Source organism: Streptomyces sp. NPDC104106, assembly GCF_055584345.1.
Genome location: NZ_JBVJMF010000015.1, coordinates 112,824 through 129,505, shown reverse-complemented (window position 1 = coordinate 129,505; position 16,682 = coordinate 112,824). Strand labels below are relative to the sequence as shown.

The window sequence follows — 16,682 nt, the reverse complement described above, 5'->3', positions numbered from 1 at the left end:
TAGCGTGCGGCCATGCGCGCACCCCTCGGAGACTTCGACACCGCGACGCCGGCCCCGGACTGCCTGGACGGCCTGACCGCCCCCGTCGCCGCCGCCGTCCGCACCTGGCAGGGCGCCGTCCCCGCCGACCACATCCTCTACGTCGACACCGATCCGCGCTGGGCCGACACCGCCGTCTTCGTGGAGCACTACGGCCGCGAGCTGCTGGAGCGGTCGGCGAACTGCGTGGTGGTGGCGGGCAAGCGCGGCGGCGAGACCACCCTCGCCGCGTGCGTGGTGCTGTCCACCACCCGGGTCGACGTCAACGGTGTCGTGCGCCGTCAACTCGGCGCCCGCAAGGCCTCCTTCGCCTCCGTGGAGACGGCGACCGGCGAGACCGGCATGGAGTACGGCGGCATCACCCCGGTCGGCCTGCCCGCCGGCTGGCCGGTGCTCGTGGACGCGGCCGTCGCCGACCTGCCGTACGTCCTCGTCGGCAGCGGGCGCCGACGCGGCAAGCTGCTCGTGCCCGGCAAGGCCCTCGCCGGACTGCCCGGCGCGGTGGTGCTGGAGGGGCTGGGTGTGAGCGTCTGACGCCGGGCCGCCGAGGTACCGCGCGGGGTCCGGGCGCGCGGCGGCGCCGGGGATCACACCGTCACATGGTGGGCGAGCGCCAGATGCGGGTCCGTCTCGCCCGGCACCGGTGCCGGATCGGCGTGCACCAGGGCGGCCGTCAGCCTCGGTACGGCGTGCAGCAGCGCGTGTTCGGCCTCGACGGCGATCGCGTGCGCCTGCCGTACCGTCGCCTCGCCGTCCACCACCACCGCGAGTTCGGCCCGCAGCCGGTGTCCGATCCAGCGCAGCCGCAGCTCGCCCACCCCGCGCACGCCCGGCACCGCCCGCACCGCGCGCTCGGCGCGGTCCACCAGCGCCGGGTCGACGGCGTCCAGCACCCGCCGGAACACCTCCCGCGCGGCGTCGCGCAGCACCAGCACGATCGCGGCCGTGATCGCCAACCCCACGACCGGGTCGGCCGGTTGCCAGCCGAGCGCGGAGCCGCCCGCGCCCACCAGCACGGCCAGTGAGGCGAAACCGTCGGTGCGCGCGTGCAGACCGTCGGCGACCAGCGCCGCCGACCCGATCTCGCGGCCCACCCGGATCCGGTACCGGGCCACCCACTCGTTGCCGGCGAAGCCGGCGAGGGCGGCCGCCGCGACCGCCGGCACGTGCGCGACCGGGCGCGGATCGAGCAGCCGGCCCACCGCCGCCCACGCGGCGAAGGCCGCCGAGGCGGCGATCGTCAGCACGATCACCAGCCCCGCCAGGTCCTCGGCCCGGCCGTAGCCGTAGGTGAACCGGCGGGTCGCCGCCCGCCGCCCCAGGACGAAGGCGATGCCGAGCGGTACGGCGGTCAGGGCGTCGGCCGCGTTGTGCACGGTGTCCCCGAGCAGCGCCACCGACCCGGAGACGGCGACCACGGCCGCCTGTGCCAGCGCCGTCGCCCCGAGCGCGGCCAGCGACACCCACAGCGCCCGCATCCCGCGCGCCGAGGCCTCCAGGGCGGAGTCCAGCTTGTCGGCGCTCTCGTGGGAATGGGGGGTGAGCAGGTGCGCGAGGCGGTGCCGCAGCTCCGAGCCGCGGGAGCCCGGCCCGTGCGGACGCCCCCGGTCGTGCCCGTGGCCGTGCCCGTGTCCGTGATGGTGCCCCTGCGCGCCGTCGTGTCCGTGCTCGTGCGGCCCGTGCCGATGCGGGTGCCGGTCGTTCACGTGGGTCCCCTTCCGGTGTGCGGGAGTGGACGCGCGGCGCCCACGGGACCATTATGTGCGTATGAGCGCACGCATGCACCTGTCACCTGCGCACCCCACGCAACCGCGCAGCCCCGGCGAGGAGCAGTTCGCGCTGGCCGCCGAGCTGCTGTCCCTGCTCGGCGACCGCACCCGGCTCACCCTGCTGCACGCGCTGACGGCGGGGGAGGCCGACGTCAGCACGCTCACCGAGGCGTGCGGCGCGGCCCGTCCCGCCGTCAGCCAGCATCTGGCCAGGCTGCGGCTCGCCGGTCTGGTGAAGACCCGCAAGGAGGGCCGCCGGGTGGTGTACTCGCTGGTGCACGGGCATGTGCGGCGGCTGGTGGACGAGGCCCTGAAGACCGCCGACCACCACCTCGCCGAGCGGGGTCAGTAGGCGGCGGCCGTACCGAGGTACTGCTCGGCGAAGGCCGCAGCCGCGGCGGGCGAGGAGAACAGCCGGCGCAGCCGGGCCAGCGTGGTGCCGGCACGGAACGGATCCCCCGACGCGACACCGTGGTAGATGTCCGACAGCCACTGCGAGAACTCCTGGTAGTCCCACACCCGGCGCAGCGCCGCGGCCGAGTAGCCGTCCAGCTCCGCGCCGTCGCCGCGCGTGACGTACGCGGCGAGCGCGTCGCCGAGGAGGAAGGCGTCGTGCAGCGCGAGGTTCATGCCCTTGGCGGCGATCGGCGCGACCAGGTGACCGGCGTCACCGGCCAGGAACAGCCGCCCGTGGCCGAGGGGTTCGACGACGTAGTGGTGCATGTCCAGCACCCGCCTCTCGATGATCCGGCCCTCGGTGAGCGGGGGCGCGCCGGCCGCGGCCAGCCGCTCGCGCAACTCGTTCCAGACGCGTCCGTCCGGCCAGTTGCCCGGGTCGTCGCCGGGTGGGCACTGGAGGTAGAACCGGGTCACCTCGGGGCTGCGGGGCATCTGCCCGGCGAACCCGCGCGGATGGACGCCGAACAGCACGCAGTCCGTGGACGGCGGGGTCTCGGCGAGCAGCGCCAGCCAGCCGATGCCGTCGTCCTGCCGGGCGATCCGCCGCCGCCCCTCGGGTATCGCGTCCCTGGTCACCCCGCGCGCCCCGTCGCAGCCCGCGATGAAGTCGCAGCGCAGCAGCCGCCGTTCACCCGTCTCCGGGCAGCGGTACGACACCGCCGGCTGGTCCGTGTCCAGGTCGTGCAGCGCGACCTCGCGCACCCCGAAGCGGATGTCGCCGCCGCGTACGTCGGCGTACTCCCGGAGCAGGTCGGTCACCAGCAGCGGCTGCGGGTAGATGTGGTGGTGGCGGCCCGTCAGCTCGGCGTAGGCGAGGCGGTAGCGCTCGCCGGCGAAGCGGAACTCGCATGCGCTGTGCAGCTCGCCCCGCCGCGTCAGCCGGTCCGCCAGTCCGCGGCGGGCGAGTTCGCGCACCGCCCATTCCTCGATGACCCCGGCGCGGGGCCGCGTCTCGATGAACTGCCTGCTCTCGGTCTCCAGGACGACACAGTCGACGGAGGCGGCCCGCAGGATGTTGGCGACGGCGAGCCCGGCGGGTCCGGCGCCCACGACGACGACGGTGCGGCTCTCGTGGTCAGGCTCGTCCCCGGGCGCCGGGCCGGGGTGGGAGGGGAAGATCATCCCCGCATTATGACGGTGTCCCGTCAGCCGGGTCGCGGCCGACGGGACACCTGGGGGACCCGGGGGACGGGTCAGTGCGCGGGCGCGTCCGTGACCACGACCTCGTCGATGCTGCGCTCGATCGCCTCCGGGTGGGAGGCGGTGGCCTTGGCCCAGTAGTAGATGCCGAGGGAGAACACCGTGATGACCAGCATGTCCCACCACAGCGGGAGGTCACCCGTGCCGCCGAAGGTGCCGAGGTAGGAGATCACACCGATGCCCACCAGGTACGGCGGCAGCCACTGCGCGGCCTTGAAGTCCAGCCGGGGCGCGTCCGGCAGGTTCTTGCGGATGGCGTACCAGGCGTACGAGCCGAGCAGGACGTAGCCGAGCAGGATCGCGCAGCCCAGGCGCCACAGGGTGTCCCAGCCCGCCCAGTAGATGATCAGGTTGGCGACCACGAACGACAGCGGCGAGATGACCTTGCCGTACGGCAGCCGGTACGGGCGCTCCCGGTGCGGCAGCCGGTCCGTGAACACGCCGTACGCCAGCGGGGCGCCCGCGTACATCAGCACGCTCGCCGAGGTGATGAAGCCGACCAGCGTCTGCCAGCTCGGGAAGGGCAGGAAGCAGATCACACCGGTGATGAAGGAGATGAGCAGGCCGAACCACGGCACACCGCGCTTGTCGGTCTTGACGAACAGCTTCGGGGCGTAGCCGTTCTTCGCCAGGCCGTAGGAGACGCGGGAGGTGGCGGTGGTGTAGATCAGGCCGGTGCCCGCGGGGGAGATGACGGCGTCGATGTAGAGCACGATGCCGAGCCAGCCGAGGCCCACGAGCGTGGCGAGACCCGCCCACGGGCCGCTGATCCCGGTGAAGTTCAGGTGGGCCCAGCCGTGCGCGAAGGAGGCGTGCGGCAGGGCGGCGATGAACACGACCTGGAGCAGCAGGTAGATCACGGCACCGATCGCGACCGAGCCGAGGGTGGCGCGCGGCAGGTCCCGCTTCGGGTCGCGGCTCTCGCCGGCCAGCTGGATGGCCTGCTCGAAGCCGAGCAGCGCGAAGATGATGCCGCTGGAGCTGATCGCGCCGAGGACGCCCTTGGCGCCGAACGGGGCGAAGCCCTCGGAGGTGAAGTTGGCCGGGTGGAAGTTGCCGATGGCGATGATGAAGATCGCGCCGAGCGGGACGGCGATCTTCCACCAGGTGGCGGCGCTGTTGGTGTGCGCGAGCGCGCGGACGCCGAAGAAGTTGACGCCGACGAAGACCGCCATGAGGACGACCGCGATGGCGAAGCCGCTGGCGCTGAGCGTGCCGTCGGCGTGCTGGAGCCCGTCGGCCCACTTCCAGTGCTCCGCGTAGCCGATCATGGCCTCGACCTCGATCGGGGCCACCGTCGCGGCCTGGAGCCAGGAGAACCAGCCGAAGGACATGCCGGCCAGGCCGCCGAAGGCGTAGTGCGGGTAGCGCGCGGTGCCGCCCGCCACCGGGAACATGCCGCCGAGTTCGGCGTGCACGAGGGCCAGCAGCACGATGGCCACCGCGCCGATCACCCACGAGATGATCGCCGCGGGACCGGCGGCCACGACCGCCTTCTCCGCGCCGAAGAGCCAGCCCGACCCGATGATGGAACCAACCGAGGCCCACATCAGACCGATCAGTCCGACGTCGCGCCGCAGACCACCGGTGTCGCTTGTGGCTACCGGTGCAGCCTGGTCGACTTTCGCCATGTTCACGTGGCCTCTCAGATCGTAAACGCAGTATTAACGAGCAAGGGGGCCACAGGCTAGGTGTGTGTTCCGCGATGTCAAAAGACCGTTAACCAAGTTTTGACCTGGGATCTTAGCTGTCTTGGGCGCACGCTCGGTCACTGTCTTGTCACTGGTCAGATGCCTCCCGCGAATGTCAATATTCAGGACCCAATTCTTAGTAGATGGAGACATTCGCTAGCGGAGGCGCGGGATTTCGATGGCCGGGCAGCGGTTCATGCACATTTCAAGCCCAGCCGCCCGGGCGCGTGCGTACGCGGTCTCGTCCACGACCCCGAGCTGGAACCACACGCCCTTCGCGCCCTTCGCCACGGCCTCGTCGGCCACCGCGCCGGCCAGATCGCTGTTGACGAAGACATCGACCACGTCGATGTCGAAGGGGATCTCCGCGAGCGAGGCGTACCCCCGCTCGCCGTGCACCGTCTCCGCCTTCGGGTGCACCGGCACGACGCGCTTGCCGAACCGCTGGAGCACCCGCGCCACCCCGTACGCGGCCCGGCTCCGGTTGTTCGACAGGCCGACCACGGCCCAGGTGTCTCCCAGCTCGGTCAGGATCCGGCGGACGGTCGCGTCGTCGCCGTACATGCCGTGGCCGTGGAAGTCTCCCCCGCTCGTGTCTCGCCCGCGCGTGTCGTCGCTGTACCTGGCCGCCATGGCCGCCTCCTCGGGTCGTGGGAACTGTCCGCCTCGGCAACGGCGCCCGCGGGGTACGGATTCCCCGGCCCGGTACCCGCCCCCACCGCCGCCATGTCCGAAGCCGCCATGTCCGGAATCGGAGCAAGATACCTGCGTGCGGCGCTCCGCCCGCCTACGCTCGCCCCGTGCTGCGCATCCTCGACGACCGAACCGGCAGGCCCGTCCCCGCCGCGCCCGCCCGCCGCGGCCTGACCCGTATCGAGGCGTACGCCTCCGGCCTCGATCCGACGTCGTTGCGGGTGCTGCTCACCGCGGACGTGCTGGTCCGCGCGCTGGAACTGACCGGCAACCCGGTCTGGACGATCCTCACGGCCCCGCACCGGCGCGCCGAACTCCGCACCGCCGCCACCGCCCTGGCCATCCGCCCCTTCGAGGACGACCGCGACCTCGCCTCCGTCCTGGGCGAGGCCCAGGCGATCCACGTGACGGCGGAACCCGCGAGCGCCGTCGGCGGCGGACCGGTGATGCGCGTGGCCCCGGTGCGCTGGTCACCCACGGCGCCCGACCCCGCCCCCGAGGGCGCCACGCCTCCAGGGGATGCCCCGGGCGCCGGCTCCCGCGCCGACGGTGCGCCGGGGGCCGCCGCGACCCATGGCGCCGACCAGGCTGCCCGCCGCGCCCCCGGGACCACCCCGGGCGACGGCACCGACTCCCCGGCGCCCGAGCGTGCCACCGAGCCTCGCGCCCAGCGTGCCACCGAGTCCCGTGCCGGGCGTGCTACCGGGTCCGGTGTCGAGGGAGCCACCGAGTCCCGTGCCGGGCGTGTTACCGGGTCCGGTGCCGAGGGGGCCACCGAGCCTCGCGCCGAGAGTGCCACCGAGTCCCGCGCCGGGCGTGTTACCGGGTCCGGTGCCGAGGGGGCCACCGAGCCTCGCGCCGAGAGTGCCACCGAGTCCCGCGCCGGGCGTGCTACCGGGTCCGGTGCCGAGCGGGCCACCCAGCCCACCTCCAGCACTGCCGGTGAGCCCTCCTGCCGCTCCGGGCTCGCGTCCCTCCTCGCCGACCCCGAGGCCCTTCGGCTCGCGCTGCTGTCCGTGCCGCGGAACGAGCCACTTCGGCTCGACGCCGCCGTGCTGGACGAGGCGGCGGGGCGGCTGGGGCGGTGGCGGCGGGCGGTGGCCGGGTGGGCCCGGCGGCCGTCCAGACCCGTGCCCGAGGCGGTGCGGGCGCGGTTGCGCACCGCGTGGGAGGACGATCTCGACCTGCCCGGGGTCCTGGCGGTGCTGGCGGACGTGGCACGTGATCCGGAGCTGGCCGACGGCGCCCGGTTCGAGACGTTCGTCCACGCCGACCGGCTGCTGGCCCTCGACCTCGCCCGCGATCTCGGGAGTCCCGCGTGAACGCGCGCGCGGGCACGTCGGGCCCGCTGCGCCGGCTGGTCGTGCTGCGGCATGCCAAGTCCGCCCGGCCCGAGGGCGTCGAGGACCACCGCAGGCCGCTCGCGCCGCGTGGCCTGCGCGACGCCCCGGCCGCCGGGCGCGCCCTCGCCGAGGCCGACTGCCTGCCCGACCTCGCCCTGTGCTCCACCGCCGTACGCGCCCGCCGCACCTGGGAGCTGGCCTCCGCCGAGTGGGGGACGCCGCCGCCGGTGCGCTACGACCGGCGGCTGTACGCGGCCGGCACGGAGGATCTCCTGGCCGTCGTCCGCGAGGTGCCGCCCGAGGTGGAGACCCTGCTGCTGGTCGGGCACAACCCCGCGCTGGAGGAACTGGTCCTCGAGCTGGCCGGCGACGGCCTCGACGACACGTTGCGGCGGGTGCGGACGAAGTTCCCGACCTCCGCGGTCGCCGTCCTCGACTGGCACGGCACCGGCTGGTCCGCCCTGTCGCCCGGCGCGGCCCTGCTGACCTGGTTCGCGGTGCCGCGCGGGCGGAAGGCGTAGCGGGGAGCGGCCGGCGCACCGCATAGGCTGGCGGGATGCAGGACGAGTACCGCACAGTCGCCCGCGCGGGCGTGCACGAGATCGAGATCAACCGCTCCCGCTTCCTGTGCGCCCTCGCCCCGGCCGCCACCGAGCAGGAGGCGCAGGACTTCGTCGCCTCCGTCCGCAAGGAGCACGCCGACGCCACCCACAACTGCTGGGCGTACGTGATCGGCGCCGACGCCTCCGTGCAGAAGGCCAGCGACGACGGGGAACCGGGCGGCACCGCCGGTGTCCCCATGCTCCAGATGCTGCTGCGCCGTGAGATGCGCTATGTCGTCGCGGTCGTCACGCGCTACTACGGCGGTGTCAAGCTCGGCGCCGGGGGGCTGATCCGCGCCTACGGCGGTGCCGTCGGCGAGGCGCTGGACACGCTCGGCACGCTCACCCGGCGGCGTTTCCGGCTCGCCACGGTGACCGTGGACCACCACCGCGCGGGCAAGGTCCAGAACGACCTGCGCGCCACCGGACGCGAGGTCCGGGACGTCCGCTACGGCGCGTCCGCCGTCACCATCGAGATCGGGCTCCCCGACGCCGACGTGGACGCCTTCCGTGCCTGGCTCGCCGACGCGACGGCGGGCACGGCGGCGTTCGAGCCCGGGGGAGAGGCCTACGGGGACGCGTGAGGCGCCTGACCGCGGGATGCGCCAGACTAATCGGGCATAGAGTGTCAAATTGCTTCGTCGTGCCGGTCGTTACGGGAGTAACCGCCCGTGATGTCAGACCCGGCCGTTAGTCTCAGGGATCATGAGACTGCTGCACACGTCCGACTGGCATCTCGGCCGGGCCTTCCACCGGGTGAACATGCTCGGGGCCCAGACCGAGTTCATCGGCCACCTCGTCACCACCGTGCGCGAGCACGCCGTGGACGCGGTGGTCGTCTCCGGTGACGTGTACGACCGCGCGGTGCCCCCGCTCGCCGCGGTCGAGCTGTTCGACGACGCGCTGCACCGCCTCGCGGACCTCGGCGTGCCCACCGTGATGATCTCCGGCAACCACGACTCGGCCCGCCGGCTCGGCGTCGGCGCCGGACTCATCGGCCGCGCGGGGATCCACCTGCGAACCGACCCGGCCGCCGCCGGCACCCCGGTGGTGCTCGCCGACGCCCACGGGGACGTCGCGTTCTACGGCCTGCCGTATCTCGAACCCGCCCTGGTCAAAGACGAGTTCGCGGTGGACCGAGCCGGACACGAGGCCGTGCTGGGCGCCGCCATGGACCGCGTCCGCGCCGACCTCGCCGCCCGCGCGTCGGGCACCCGCTCCGTCGTCCTCGCCCACGCCTTCGTCACCGGCGGCCGGACGAGCGACAGCGAGCGGGACATCACGGTCGGCGGGGTCGCCGCCGTCCCGGCGGGCGTCTTCGACGGCGTCGACTACGTAGCCCTGGGGCATCTGCACGGCTGCCAGACCATCACCGAGCGCGTGCGCTACTCCGGCTCCCCGCTCGCCTACTCCTTCTCCGAGGCCGACCACCGCAAGAGCATGTGGCTGATCGACCTCGGCCCCGACGGCTCCCTCGCCGCCGAGCGCCTGGACTGCCCGGTGCCGCGCCCGCTGGCCCGCCTCAAGGGCACGCTGGAGGACCTGCTCGCCGACCCGGAGCTGGCCCGGCACGAGGACGCCTGGGTCGAGGCCACCCTCACCGACCCGGTCCGCCCGGCCGACCCCATGGCCCGGCTCACCGAGCGGTTCCCGCACACCCTCAGCCTCGTCTTCGCCCCCGAGCGTGCCCCCGACGGCCCCGAGGCGTCGTACGCCCGCCGCCTCGCCGGCCGCAGCGACCAGCAAATCGCCCAGGACTTCGTCGCCCATGTGCGCGGCGCCGCACCGGACAGGCGCGAACTGGACGTCCTGCGCGAGGCGTTCGACGCCGTGCGCGCCGACGACGCCGTACGGGAGGTGGCCCGGTGAGGCTGCACCGGCTGGACATCACCGCCTTCGGACCCTTCGGCGGCTCCCAGAGCGTCGACTTCGACGCCCTGTCCGCCGCCGGCCTCTTCCTGCTGCACGGGCCCACCGGCGCGGGCAAGACCTCCGTCCTCGACGCTGTCTGCTACGCCCTGTACGGCTCCGTTCCCGGCGCCCGGCAGAGCGGCAGCGGCCAGGGCATGAACCTGCGCAGCGACCACGCCGAGCCCGGCACCCGCGCCGAGGTCCGCCTCGACCTCACCGTCGCCGGGCGCCGGCTGGAGATCACCCGGCAGCCGGCCTGGGAGCGCCCCAAGCTGCGCGGCAAGGGCACCACGGTCGACAAGGCCCAGACCTGGCTGCGCGAGTACGACAGCGCGGCCGGCGCGTGGAAGGACCTCAGCCGGTCGCACAACGAGATCGGCGAGGAGATCACCCAGCTGCTCGGCATGAGCCGCGAGCAGTTCTGCCAGGTCGTACTGCTGCCCCAGGGTGACTTCGCCCGCTTCCTGCGCGCCGACGCCGAGGCCCGCGGCCGGCTGCTCGGCCGGCTCTTCGACACCCAGCGCTTCGCCGACGTCGAAAAACGCCTCGCCGACCGCCGCCGCGCCACCGAGGCACGTGTGCGCGAGGGCGACGCCGCGTTGCTCGCCGACGCCCACCGCATGCAGCAGGAGGCCGGCGACGCCATGGAGTTGCCCGCGCTGACCCCCGGCGACCCCGGCCTGGCCGACGCCGTCCTCGGCGCCGCCGCCGTCGCCCGCGTCACCGCCCGCGAGCGGCTCACCATCGCCCACCTCGGCCTCGGCGCCGCCGAGTCCGCGCACACCGCGGCCCGCCGCGCCCTGGACGACGTACGCGAACTCGCCCGCCTCCAGGGCCGGTTCGCCGAGGCACGGCAGCGCGCCGAGCGGCTCCAGCAGCACTCGGGCGCGCACCGCGAGGCCCGGGAGCGCATGGAGCGCTCCCGCAAGGCGGAGGCGGTCGCCCCCGCGCTGGAGCTGCGCGAAGCCGCCGAGCGGGAGCACCACGGGGCCGCGGCGGCCGAGGCACGCGCGCGCGAGGAACTGCCCGGCTCCTACGCCGACGCCGGCGCGAGCGGTCTGGCCGCCGCCGCCCGCCGGGCCGCCGAGGAGCTGGGCGGCCTGGACGCGGCCCGGCGCGCCGAGCGGCGGCTCGCCCAGCTCGCCGAGGAGCGCTCCGGACTCGACCGCCAGGAGCGCGCCGACGAGGAGGTGCTGCGCGAGGCCGACGCCTGGCTCGACGGCTGGGACACCGCCCGCACCGCGCTCCAGGCCCGCGTCGACTCCGCCCAGGAGGCCGCCACCCGCGCCGAACAGCTCGCCGTCCAGCGAGAACCGATGAGCAAGCGGCTCGCCGCGGCCCGCACCCGCGACGCGCTGGCGGCCGACCTGGAGGACGCCACGCATCGGGCGCGCGCCTCCGGGCAGCGGGCCCTCGACGCCCGCGCCCACTGGCTCGACGCCAAGGAACAGCGCCTGACCGGCATCGCCGCCGAACTGGCCGCCCGCCTCACCGCCGGCGAGCCCTGCGCCGTCTGCGGAGCCACCGAGCACCCCGCCCCCGCCCGCAGGATCGACGGACACGTCGACCGTGCGGCCGAGGACCGGGCGCTCGCCGCCTACCAGCAGGCGGAGGAGCAGCACACCGAGGACGAACGGCGGCTCGGTGTCGTCCGCGAGGCCCTGGCCGCCGCCACCGCCGAGGCGGGCGACACCCCGACCCCGCAACTGGAGGAGCAGGCAGGGCGGTTGGAGCAGGAATACGCCCGCGCCCGCCGCGATGCCTCCGCCCTGCACGCCGCACACGTAGAGCTGCGCCGGGCCGAGCAGGAGCGCGAGCAGCGCCTCGCCGACCGCCAGCAGGCCGCCCTGCGGGTCACCTCCCGGCTCACCCGGCGCGACACCCTGGACAGACAGCAGGCCGAGCTGGAAGCCGAGTTGACGCAGGCGCGCGGCACCGCCGGCAGCGTGGCCGCCCGCGCCGCGCAGCTGGAGCGGCAGGTCGCGCTGCTCACGGAGGCCGCCGACGCCGTACGCACCGCCGAGGACACCGCCCAGCGCCTGAAGGACGCCGACGCCCGCCTCGCCGACGCCGCCTACCGGGCCGGCTTCGACACCCCGCAGGCCGCTGCCGCCGCCCTGCTGGACCCCGCCGCCCACCGCGAGCTGCAACACCGCCTGGACGCCCGGCAGTCGGAGGAGGCGGCCGTCCGCGCCGTGCTGGCGGAGGCCGACACCACCGCGGCGGCCCAGCAGCCGCCGGCCGACCTCGCCGCGGCGGAGAAGACAGCGGCCGAGGCCGAGCGGCGCCATCGCGTGGCGGCCTCCGTGCACGACGCGGCCGCCCACGGCTGCGCCGAGCTGGACCGCCTCTCCGCGCGCGCCGCCGAGGCCGTACGGCGGCTGGCCCCCTTGCGCGAGGAGTACGACCGGGTCGCCCGCCTCGCCGCCCTCACCGCCGGCACCTCCGCCGACAACGAACGCAAGATGCGCCTGGAGTCGTACGTCCTGGCGGCCCGGCTGGAACAGGTCGCCGCCGCCGCGACCGCGCGCCTGCAGCGCATGTCGTCCGGCCGCTACACCCTCGTCCACTCCGACGACCGCTCCGGCCGCGGCCGCAGCGGACTCGGGCTGCACGTGGTGGACGCCTGGACCGGACGCGAGCGGGACACCGCCACCCTCTCCGGCGGCGAGACCTTCTTCGCCTCCCTCGCCCTAGCCCTGGGCCTCGCGGACGTCGTCACCGACGAGGCGGGAGGCGTCCGCCTCGACACCCTCTTCATCGACGAGGGCTTCGGCACCCTCGACGACCAGACCCTCGACGAGGTCCTCGATGTCCTCGACTCCCTGCGCGAACGCGACCGCAGCGTCGGCATCGTCAGCCACGTCCCCGACCTGCGGCGCCGGATCCACGCCCAACTGGAGGTCGTGAAGGGCAGATCGGGGTCGGTGCTGCGACAGCGGGGCGTCTGACGGATCGTCAATTCCGAACAGGAAGAGGCACATGGCGTCGTCCGCCGATCTCGTTTGCCGCGACTGCAGGATCGTCCTTCCGGTCGGCCTCTTCGCGAACACGGACGACCCACGCGTGCTGTTCGCCGCGTCAGGGCCCGCACAGGAGGACGAAACAGCGAACAGGGCAGTCCATCGACTACATCACCGTCGACGGCGGGCTGCGGGGCGAGCCGACGCTGGCGGAGTACGCAGCCGAGGCCCATCTGCCAAGCCGTGAGTGAGCTGGTCCTGGAGGGGCAGGATGCTCGGGCGAGGGGCCGCTGGCGTTCCACGGCACAGGACCGTTACGTACTTGACCGGCTCCGCCCAACTTCTGGAGGCGCCGGAGCCGCCCGGTACCGCCGTGGATGACGAGACGGTTCTGGTGCGGCTGGGTAAAACGAGACACGCCTTGGCGGAACTCGTTCTTGCCGCGCGGCACAGCACCGGGGGAAGCCTTCACGACTTCCTGGACGGGGTGCAGGGGGGCGTCTGAAAGCGTGCCAGGGACGTGTCTGTGTACGGGAGCCGAGCCTGGCGTCGTCAGCCGTCGCCGGCTCCGGAGGCGCGGAGGGCAGCGGGGCGTCTGACGGTGTCAGCGGCCCAGGGGGCGGCGGGGGAGGGGGGAGGAGTACACGACGCTGGTGGTCACCGAGCCGAGTGCGCCGATCTTGCCGGAGATCTGTTCCAGATGGGCCATGGACCGCGCTGCGACCTTGATGACGAAGCAGTCGTCGCCCGTCACGTGGTGCGCCTCCAGGATCTCGGGCGTGGCGGCCACCAGGTCGTGGAACGGCTTGTAGTTGGCGTTCGGATAGCGCAGCCGGACGAAGGCGAGGATCGGCAGGCCGAGCCGTTCGGGGTCGACGACCGCCGCGTACCCCTGGATCACACCCGCCTCCTCCAGCCGCCGTACCCGTTCTGTGACGGCGCTCGCCGACATCGAGACGGCGCGCGCGAGGTCGGTGTAGCTGGCCCGGCCCTCGCGCTGGAGGGCCTCGAGGATGCGCCAGTCGGTGGCGTCCGGGGAATACGCGGTCATCCCGGATGGATAACAGGGAAATCCCCGGCGGGGCAAGGGTGAGTCCGGGGATCGCCCCTTCAGGGGCCGGACGCAAGGCCGTAGATTCTCAGCCATGATCACCACGACGCCGCATCACCCCGAGGCCGCCCGGACCGTGAACCCCGTCCTGCGCGTGCCGCCCGCCGCGCCCGCCGAGGCCGCCGCCTACTTCCGGGCGAGCCTCGCCTTCCACGCCGATGTCTCCGACGTGGCCGCAGCGCTCGCGGCCGGCGGCGACCCCGGCTTCGCGCTCGTGGACTCCCGCTCGACCGAGTCCTGGGACCAGGGCCACATCCCCGGCGCGCTCCACCTGCCCACCGCCCGCATCCCCGAACAGGCCGGGCACCTCCTCGACCGCTCCGTGCCCGTGGTGACGTACTGCTGGGGCCCCGGCTGCAACGGCGCCACCCGCGCCGCCCTCGCCCTCGCCGAACTCGGCTACCGGGTCAAGGAGTTGCTCGGCGGCTTCGAGTACTGGGCGCGCGAGGGCTTCGTCTACGAGACCTGGCAGGGACCGGCGCGCCGCGAGGCCGACCCGCTGACCGCGCCCGTGGCAGGCGAGTGCGGCTGCTGACGGCGGCCCGTGTAGGTTCTTGGCCCATGGCTCGATACGCGGATCCAGGCGTGCTGGAGTGGGTGGAGTCGGCCGGCGGCCCCCTGATAGCCGTGCCCGAGACGGTGCTGCCGTTCTGGGCGGGCGCCGACAGCGAGGACCTCGCCACGGACTACGACCGGGCGTGCGAGGTCGACGGGCACGTCGGCCTGCTGCCCGTCGGCGACAGCGCGGCCCTGGTGTTCGGCGAGGAACCCGCCTCCACCTCTTTCCTGCCGGAGCACGGCGCGTTCGTACGGTGGTCCGCCGCCCGCTCCGAGGACGAACTGCTCGCCGGTGTACCGGCCGCCCTTGGCGCGGCCGTGTGGGAGAGCGAGGTGCGCTGGCGGGTGCCCGGCCCGGTGCTGCTGTTCGACTCGGCCTGGCCAGGCCGCGCCGCCGACCGCATCGAGCACCTCCGAGTGCCGCTGGAGGCGGGCACGTACGCGGTCCGCGCCGCCTACGCCCAGCCGGGACCGGAGACCTGGCTCGGACTGGTCACCCTCAGCCGCCTCGGCCCCTGACCCGCCTCGGCCCCTGATCCGCCTCGGCCCCTGACCCGCCTCGGCCCCTGAGCCAGCGCGGCGACTGAGCCAGCGTGGCGACTGAGCCAGCGTGGTGGCTGAGGCAGCGTGGCCCCTGATCCGCCTCGGCCTCTGACCATGCGCGGCCCTGGCCGTGCGTGGTCCTGGCCGTTCGGCCCCTGAGACAGCGCGGCGACTGAGGCAGCGGCCCCTGATCCGCCTCGGCCTCTGATCATGTGCGGCCCTGGCCATGTGCGGCCCTGGCCATGCGCGGCCCCGGCCATGCGCGGCCCCGGCCGTGCGCGGCGTGGCCAGGTCGGCCCCGGTCGGTCCGGGCCAGGCTCGGCCGGGCATGCGCGGGCTCGGCCCGGGCGTGCCTGGCATGTGCCCGCCTGGCTGGGCTGCTCCCGGCATGCCGCCTGGTCCGGCCTGTCCCCAGACCCGGCCGGACATGCCCCGCTCGTCCCGGCTGCACCCGGCATACGCCCCGCCCCGCCCCGGCCGCCCGGCAGGCGCGGCCCCCCGGTCGGCGTGGCCGTGTCCGGCGCGTGCCGGGTGCGGCGCCGTGGTCAGTGCAGGCCGTCGAAGGCGATCTCCAGATGGCGGGGGCCTCGCAGGATCGCGTTCTGGCGGTAGGGCGGCGGATCCGTCACCAGGCGGGGGTTGTCCAGCCGGCGGGCCAGGGCGGAGAGGGCGACCTGGGTCTCCAGGCGGGCCAGCGGGGCGCCGAAGCAGCTGTGGATGCCGCTGCCGAAGCCCAGGTGCTGGATGTCCTCGCGGTCCGGATCGAAGCGGTCGGGGTCCTTGAACCGCTCGGGGTCGCGGTTGCCCGCGGCCAGCATCAGCCAGATGCGCGAGCCCTTGGGGATGGTCACCCCGCGCACCTCGATGTCCGCGATACAGGTGCGCTGCGGCACGATCTGCACCGGCGGCTCGTAGCGCAGCAGTTCCTCCACGATCCGCACCGACAGCTCGGGCCGCGCGCGCAGGCGCGTCAGGACGTCCGGGTGCCGCAGCAGCGTGAGCATGCCGTTGGTGATGAGGTTGACCGTCGTCTCGTGCCCGGCGATCAGCAGCAGCACCGAGGTGGCGAGCACCTCCATCATCGTCATGGAACCGTCCGGACCACGGCTGTTGACCAGGTCGGACAGCAGGTCGTCCTGGGGTGTCCTGGTGCGCTGCTCGACCAGCCCGGCCAGATACATGCCCAGCTGCATCCGCGCCTCCTGCGCGGACTTCAGGAACGCCTCGTCCGCCTGCTCACGGGTCTCGGGGTCGAGGGCGGCGACCAGCGGATCGACCCAGGCGCGGAACTTCGGCTCGTCCTCGCGGGGCACGCCGAGCAGCCGGCAGATCACCGTCACCGGGAAGGGGTAGGCGAACCGGTCCACCAGGTCGATCTGCCGGGCGTCCTCGAAGTCCCCGATCAGACCGGCGACGATCTCCTCCAGCTCACCGCGCATGCTCTCGACCCGGCGCGGCCGGTGCGGCGGTCCGAAGCCTTGGTTGGCGATGCGCCGGAGCCGGTCGTGCTCCGGCGGGTCGAGCCGGATGAACGACGGCGGCAGCCCGCCCGTCTCGTCCGCCTGGCCCAGTACGTCGTCCCCCGCGGACGCGAGGTTGGCGGCGTCGGAGCTGACCCGTGGATCGTGCAGCAGCGCCTCGACGTCCCAGTACGAGCTGATGACGTACGGTCCGCCCTCCTCCTCGTGCAGCACCGGGGTCTTCCGCAGCTCCGCGTACAGCGGATAGGGGTCCGCTCGGTTGGCGAAGTCGGTGATCCGGCGGAACAGCGGGGCTTGCGTCATGGCTCGTTCCTCGTCG

At 74.1% G+C, this 16,682-nt stretch carries 15 protein-coding genes and 1 pseudogene; 10 read left to right on the top strand and 6 right to left on the bottom strand.

Translation table 11 applies throughout. From position 1 onward, the window contains the following. The first annotated feature begins 12 nt into the window (after positions 1–12). The gene (locus tag ACZ60X_RS30555; protein WP_469605234.1) at positions 13–573 is read left to right on the top strand and encodes a YbaK/EbsC family protein; all 561 of its coding nucleotides are present in this window, start codon (positions 13–15) and stop codon (positions 571–573) included. 53 nt (positions 574–626) lie between these two features. Here ACZ60X_RS30555 and ACZ60X_RS30550 read toward each other — a convergent pair whose 3' ends face one another. Further along, entirely contained in the window at positions 627–1,745 is a 1,119-nt protein-coding gene (locus ACZ60X_RS30550) for a cation diffusion facilitator family transporter (RefSeq protein ID WP_469605231.1), read from the bottom strand. Positions 1,746–1,806: 61 nt separating this feature from the next. Between ACZ60X_RS30550 and ACZ60X_RS30545 the strand changes: the two genes are divergently transcribed. Then, the gene (locus ACZ60X_RS30545) at positions 1,807–2,160 is read left to right on the top strand and encodes an ArsR/SmtB family transcription factor (RefSeq protein ID WP_469605228.1); all 354 of its coding nucleotides are present in this window, start codon (positions 1,807–1,809) and stop codon (positions 2,158–2,160) included. Here ACZ60X_RS30545 and ACZ60X_RS30540 read toward each other — a convergent pair. The 3 genes from ACZ60X_RS30540 to ACZ60X_RS30530 form a co-directional block, all read right to left on the bottom strand. Then, the gene (locus ACZ60X_RS30540; RefSeq protein WP_469605225.1) at positions 2,154–3,389 is read right to left on the bottom strand and encodes a 4-hydroxybenzoate 3-monooxygenase; all 1,236 of its coding nucleotides are present in this window, start codon (positions 3,387–3,389) and stop codon (positions 2,154–2,156) included. The two genes, ACZ60X_RS30545 and ACZ60X_RS30540, sit on opposite strands and share 7 nt — an antisense overlap. A 71-nt stretch (positions 3,390–3,460) precedes the next feature. Further along, positions 3,461–5,098 (bottom strand): APC family permease, encoded by a 1,638-nt coding sequence (locus ACZ60X_RS30535; RefSeq protein WP_469605222.1) that lies wholly within the window; start codon positions 5,096–5,098, stop codon positions 3,461–3,463. 216 nt (positions 5,099–5,314) lie between these two features. Then, the gene (locus ACZ60X_RS30530; RefSeq protein ID WP_469605449.1) at positions 5,315–5,722 is read right to left on the bottom strand and encodes a CoA-binding protein; all 408 of its coding nucleotides are present in this window, start codon (positions 5,720–5,722) and stop codon (positions 5,315–5,317) included. Between the two features lie 1,109 nt (positions 5,723–6,831). Here ACZ60X_RS30530 and ACZ60X_RS30525 point away from each other — a divergent pair. From ACZ60X_RS30525 to ACZ60X_RS30500, 6 genes and pseudogenes are all read left to right on the top strand, one after another. Continuing rightward, positions 6,832–7,173, top strand: a pseudogene (locus ACZ60X_RS30525) (hypothetical protein); the annotation flags it as partial. Then, positions 7,170–7,715, top strand: coding sequence for a SixA phosphatase family protein (locus tag ACZ60X_RS30520; RefSeq protein ID WP_469605219.1), 546 nt, complete (start codon positions 7,170–7,172; stop codon positions 7,713–7,715). The pseudogene ACZ60X_RS30525 and the gene ACZ60X_RS30520, both read left to right, overlap by 4 nt. A gap of 35 nt (positions 7,716–7,750) precedes the next feature. Next, positions 7,751–8,380 carry a YigZ family protein gene (locus ACZ60X_RS30515; protein WP_469605217.1) on the top strand — a complete coding sequence of 210 codons (630 nt, stop codon included), beginning with the start codon at positions 7,751–7,753 and terminating at the stop codon, positions 8,378–8,380. A gap of 121 nt (positions 8,381–8,501) precedes the next feature. Beyond that, positions 8,502–9,665: an exonuclease SbcCD subunit D gene (locus tag ACZ60X_RS30510; RefSeq protein WP_469605215.1), complete on the top strand. Its 1,164-nt coding sequence runs from the start codon at positions 8,502–8,504 to the stop codon at positions 9,663–9,665. Continuing rightward, the gene (locus tag ACZ60X_RS30505) at positions 9,662–12,658 is read left to right on the top strand and encodes an AAA family ATPase (protein ID WP_469605213.1); all 2,997 of its coding nucleotides are present in this window, start codon (positions 9,662–9,664) and stop codon (positions 12,656–12,658) included. The genes ACZ60X_RS30510 and ACZ60X_RS30505 overlap by 4 nt, the downstream gene beginning before the upstream one ends. A 334-nt stretch (positions 12,659–12,992) precedes the next feature. Further along, on the top strand, positions 12,993–13,175 hold the full coding sequence (locus tag ACZ60X_RS30500) for a hypothetical protein (RefSeq protein ID WP_469605211.1): 183 nt from the start codon (positions 12,993–12,995) through the stop codon (positions 13,173–13,175). A 99-nt stretch (positions 13,176–13,274) separates the two neighbouring features. Here the strand turns inward: ACZ60X_RS30500 and ACZ60X_RS30495 are convergent, their stop codons facing one another. Then, on the bottom strand, positions 13,275–13,721 hold the full coding sequence (locus tag ACZ60X_RS30495) for an Lrp/AsnC family transcriptional regulator (protein ID WP_469605208.1): 447 nt from the start codon (positions 13,719–13,721) through the stop codon (positions 13,275–13,277). A gap of 94 nt (positions 13,722–13,815) precedes the next feature. Between ACZ60X_RS30495 and ACZ60X_RS30490 the strand changes: the two genes are divergently transcribed. Both ACZ60X_RS30490 and ACZ60X_RS30485 read left to right on the top strand, forming a co-directional pair. Next, positions 13,816–14,316, top strand: coding sequence for a rhodanese-like domain-containing protein (locus ACZ60X_RS30490; protein ID WP_469605206.1), 501 nt, complete (start codon positions 13,816–13,818; stop codon positions 14,314–14,316). Between the two features lie 26 nt (positions 14,317–14,342). Continuing rightward, positions 14,343–14,858 carry an immunity 21 family protein gene (locus ACZ60X_RS30485; RefSeq protein ID WP_469605203.1) on the top strand — a complete coding sequence of 172 codons (516 nt, stop codon included), beginning with the start codon at positions 14,343–14,345 and terminating at the stop codon, positions 14,856–14,858. Between the two features lie 569 nt (positions 14,859–15,427). On the opposite strand, the gene ACZ60X_RS30480 is transcribed toward ACZ60X_RS30485, so the two are convergent. After that, positions 15,428–16,666: a cytochrome P450 gene (locus tag ACZ60X_RS30480; protein ID WP_469605200.1), complete on the bottom strand. Its 1,239-nt coding sequence runs from the start codon at positions 16,664–16,666 to the stop codon at positions 15,428–15,430. Positions 16,667–16,682 lie beyond the last annotated feature (16 nt).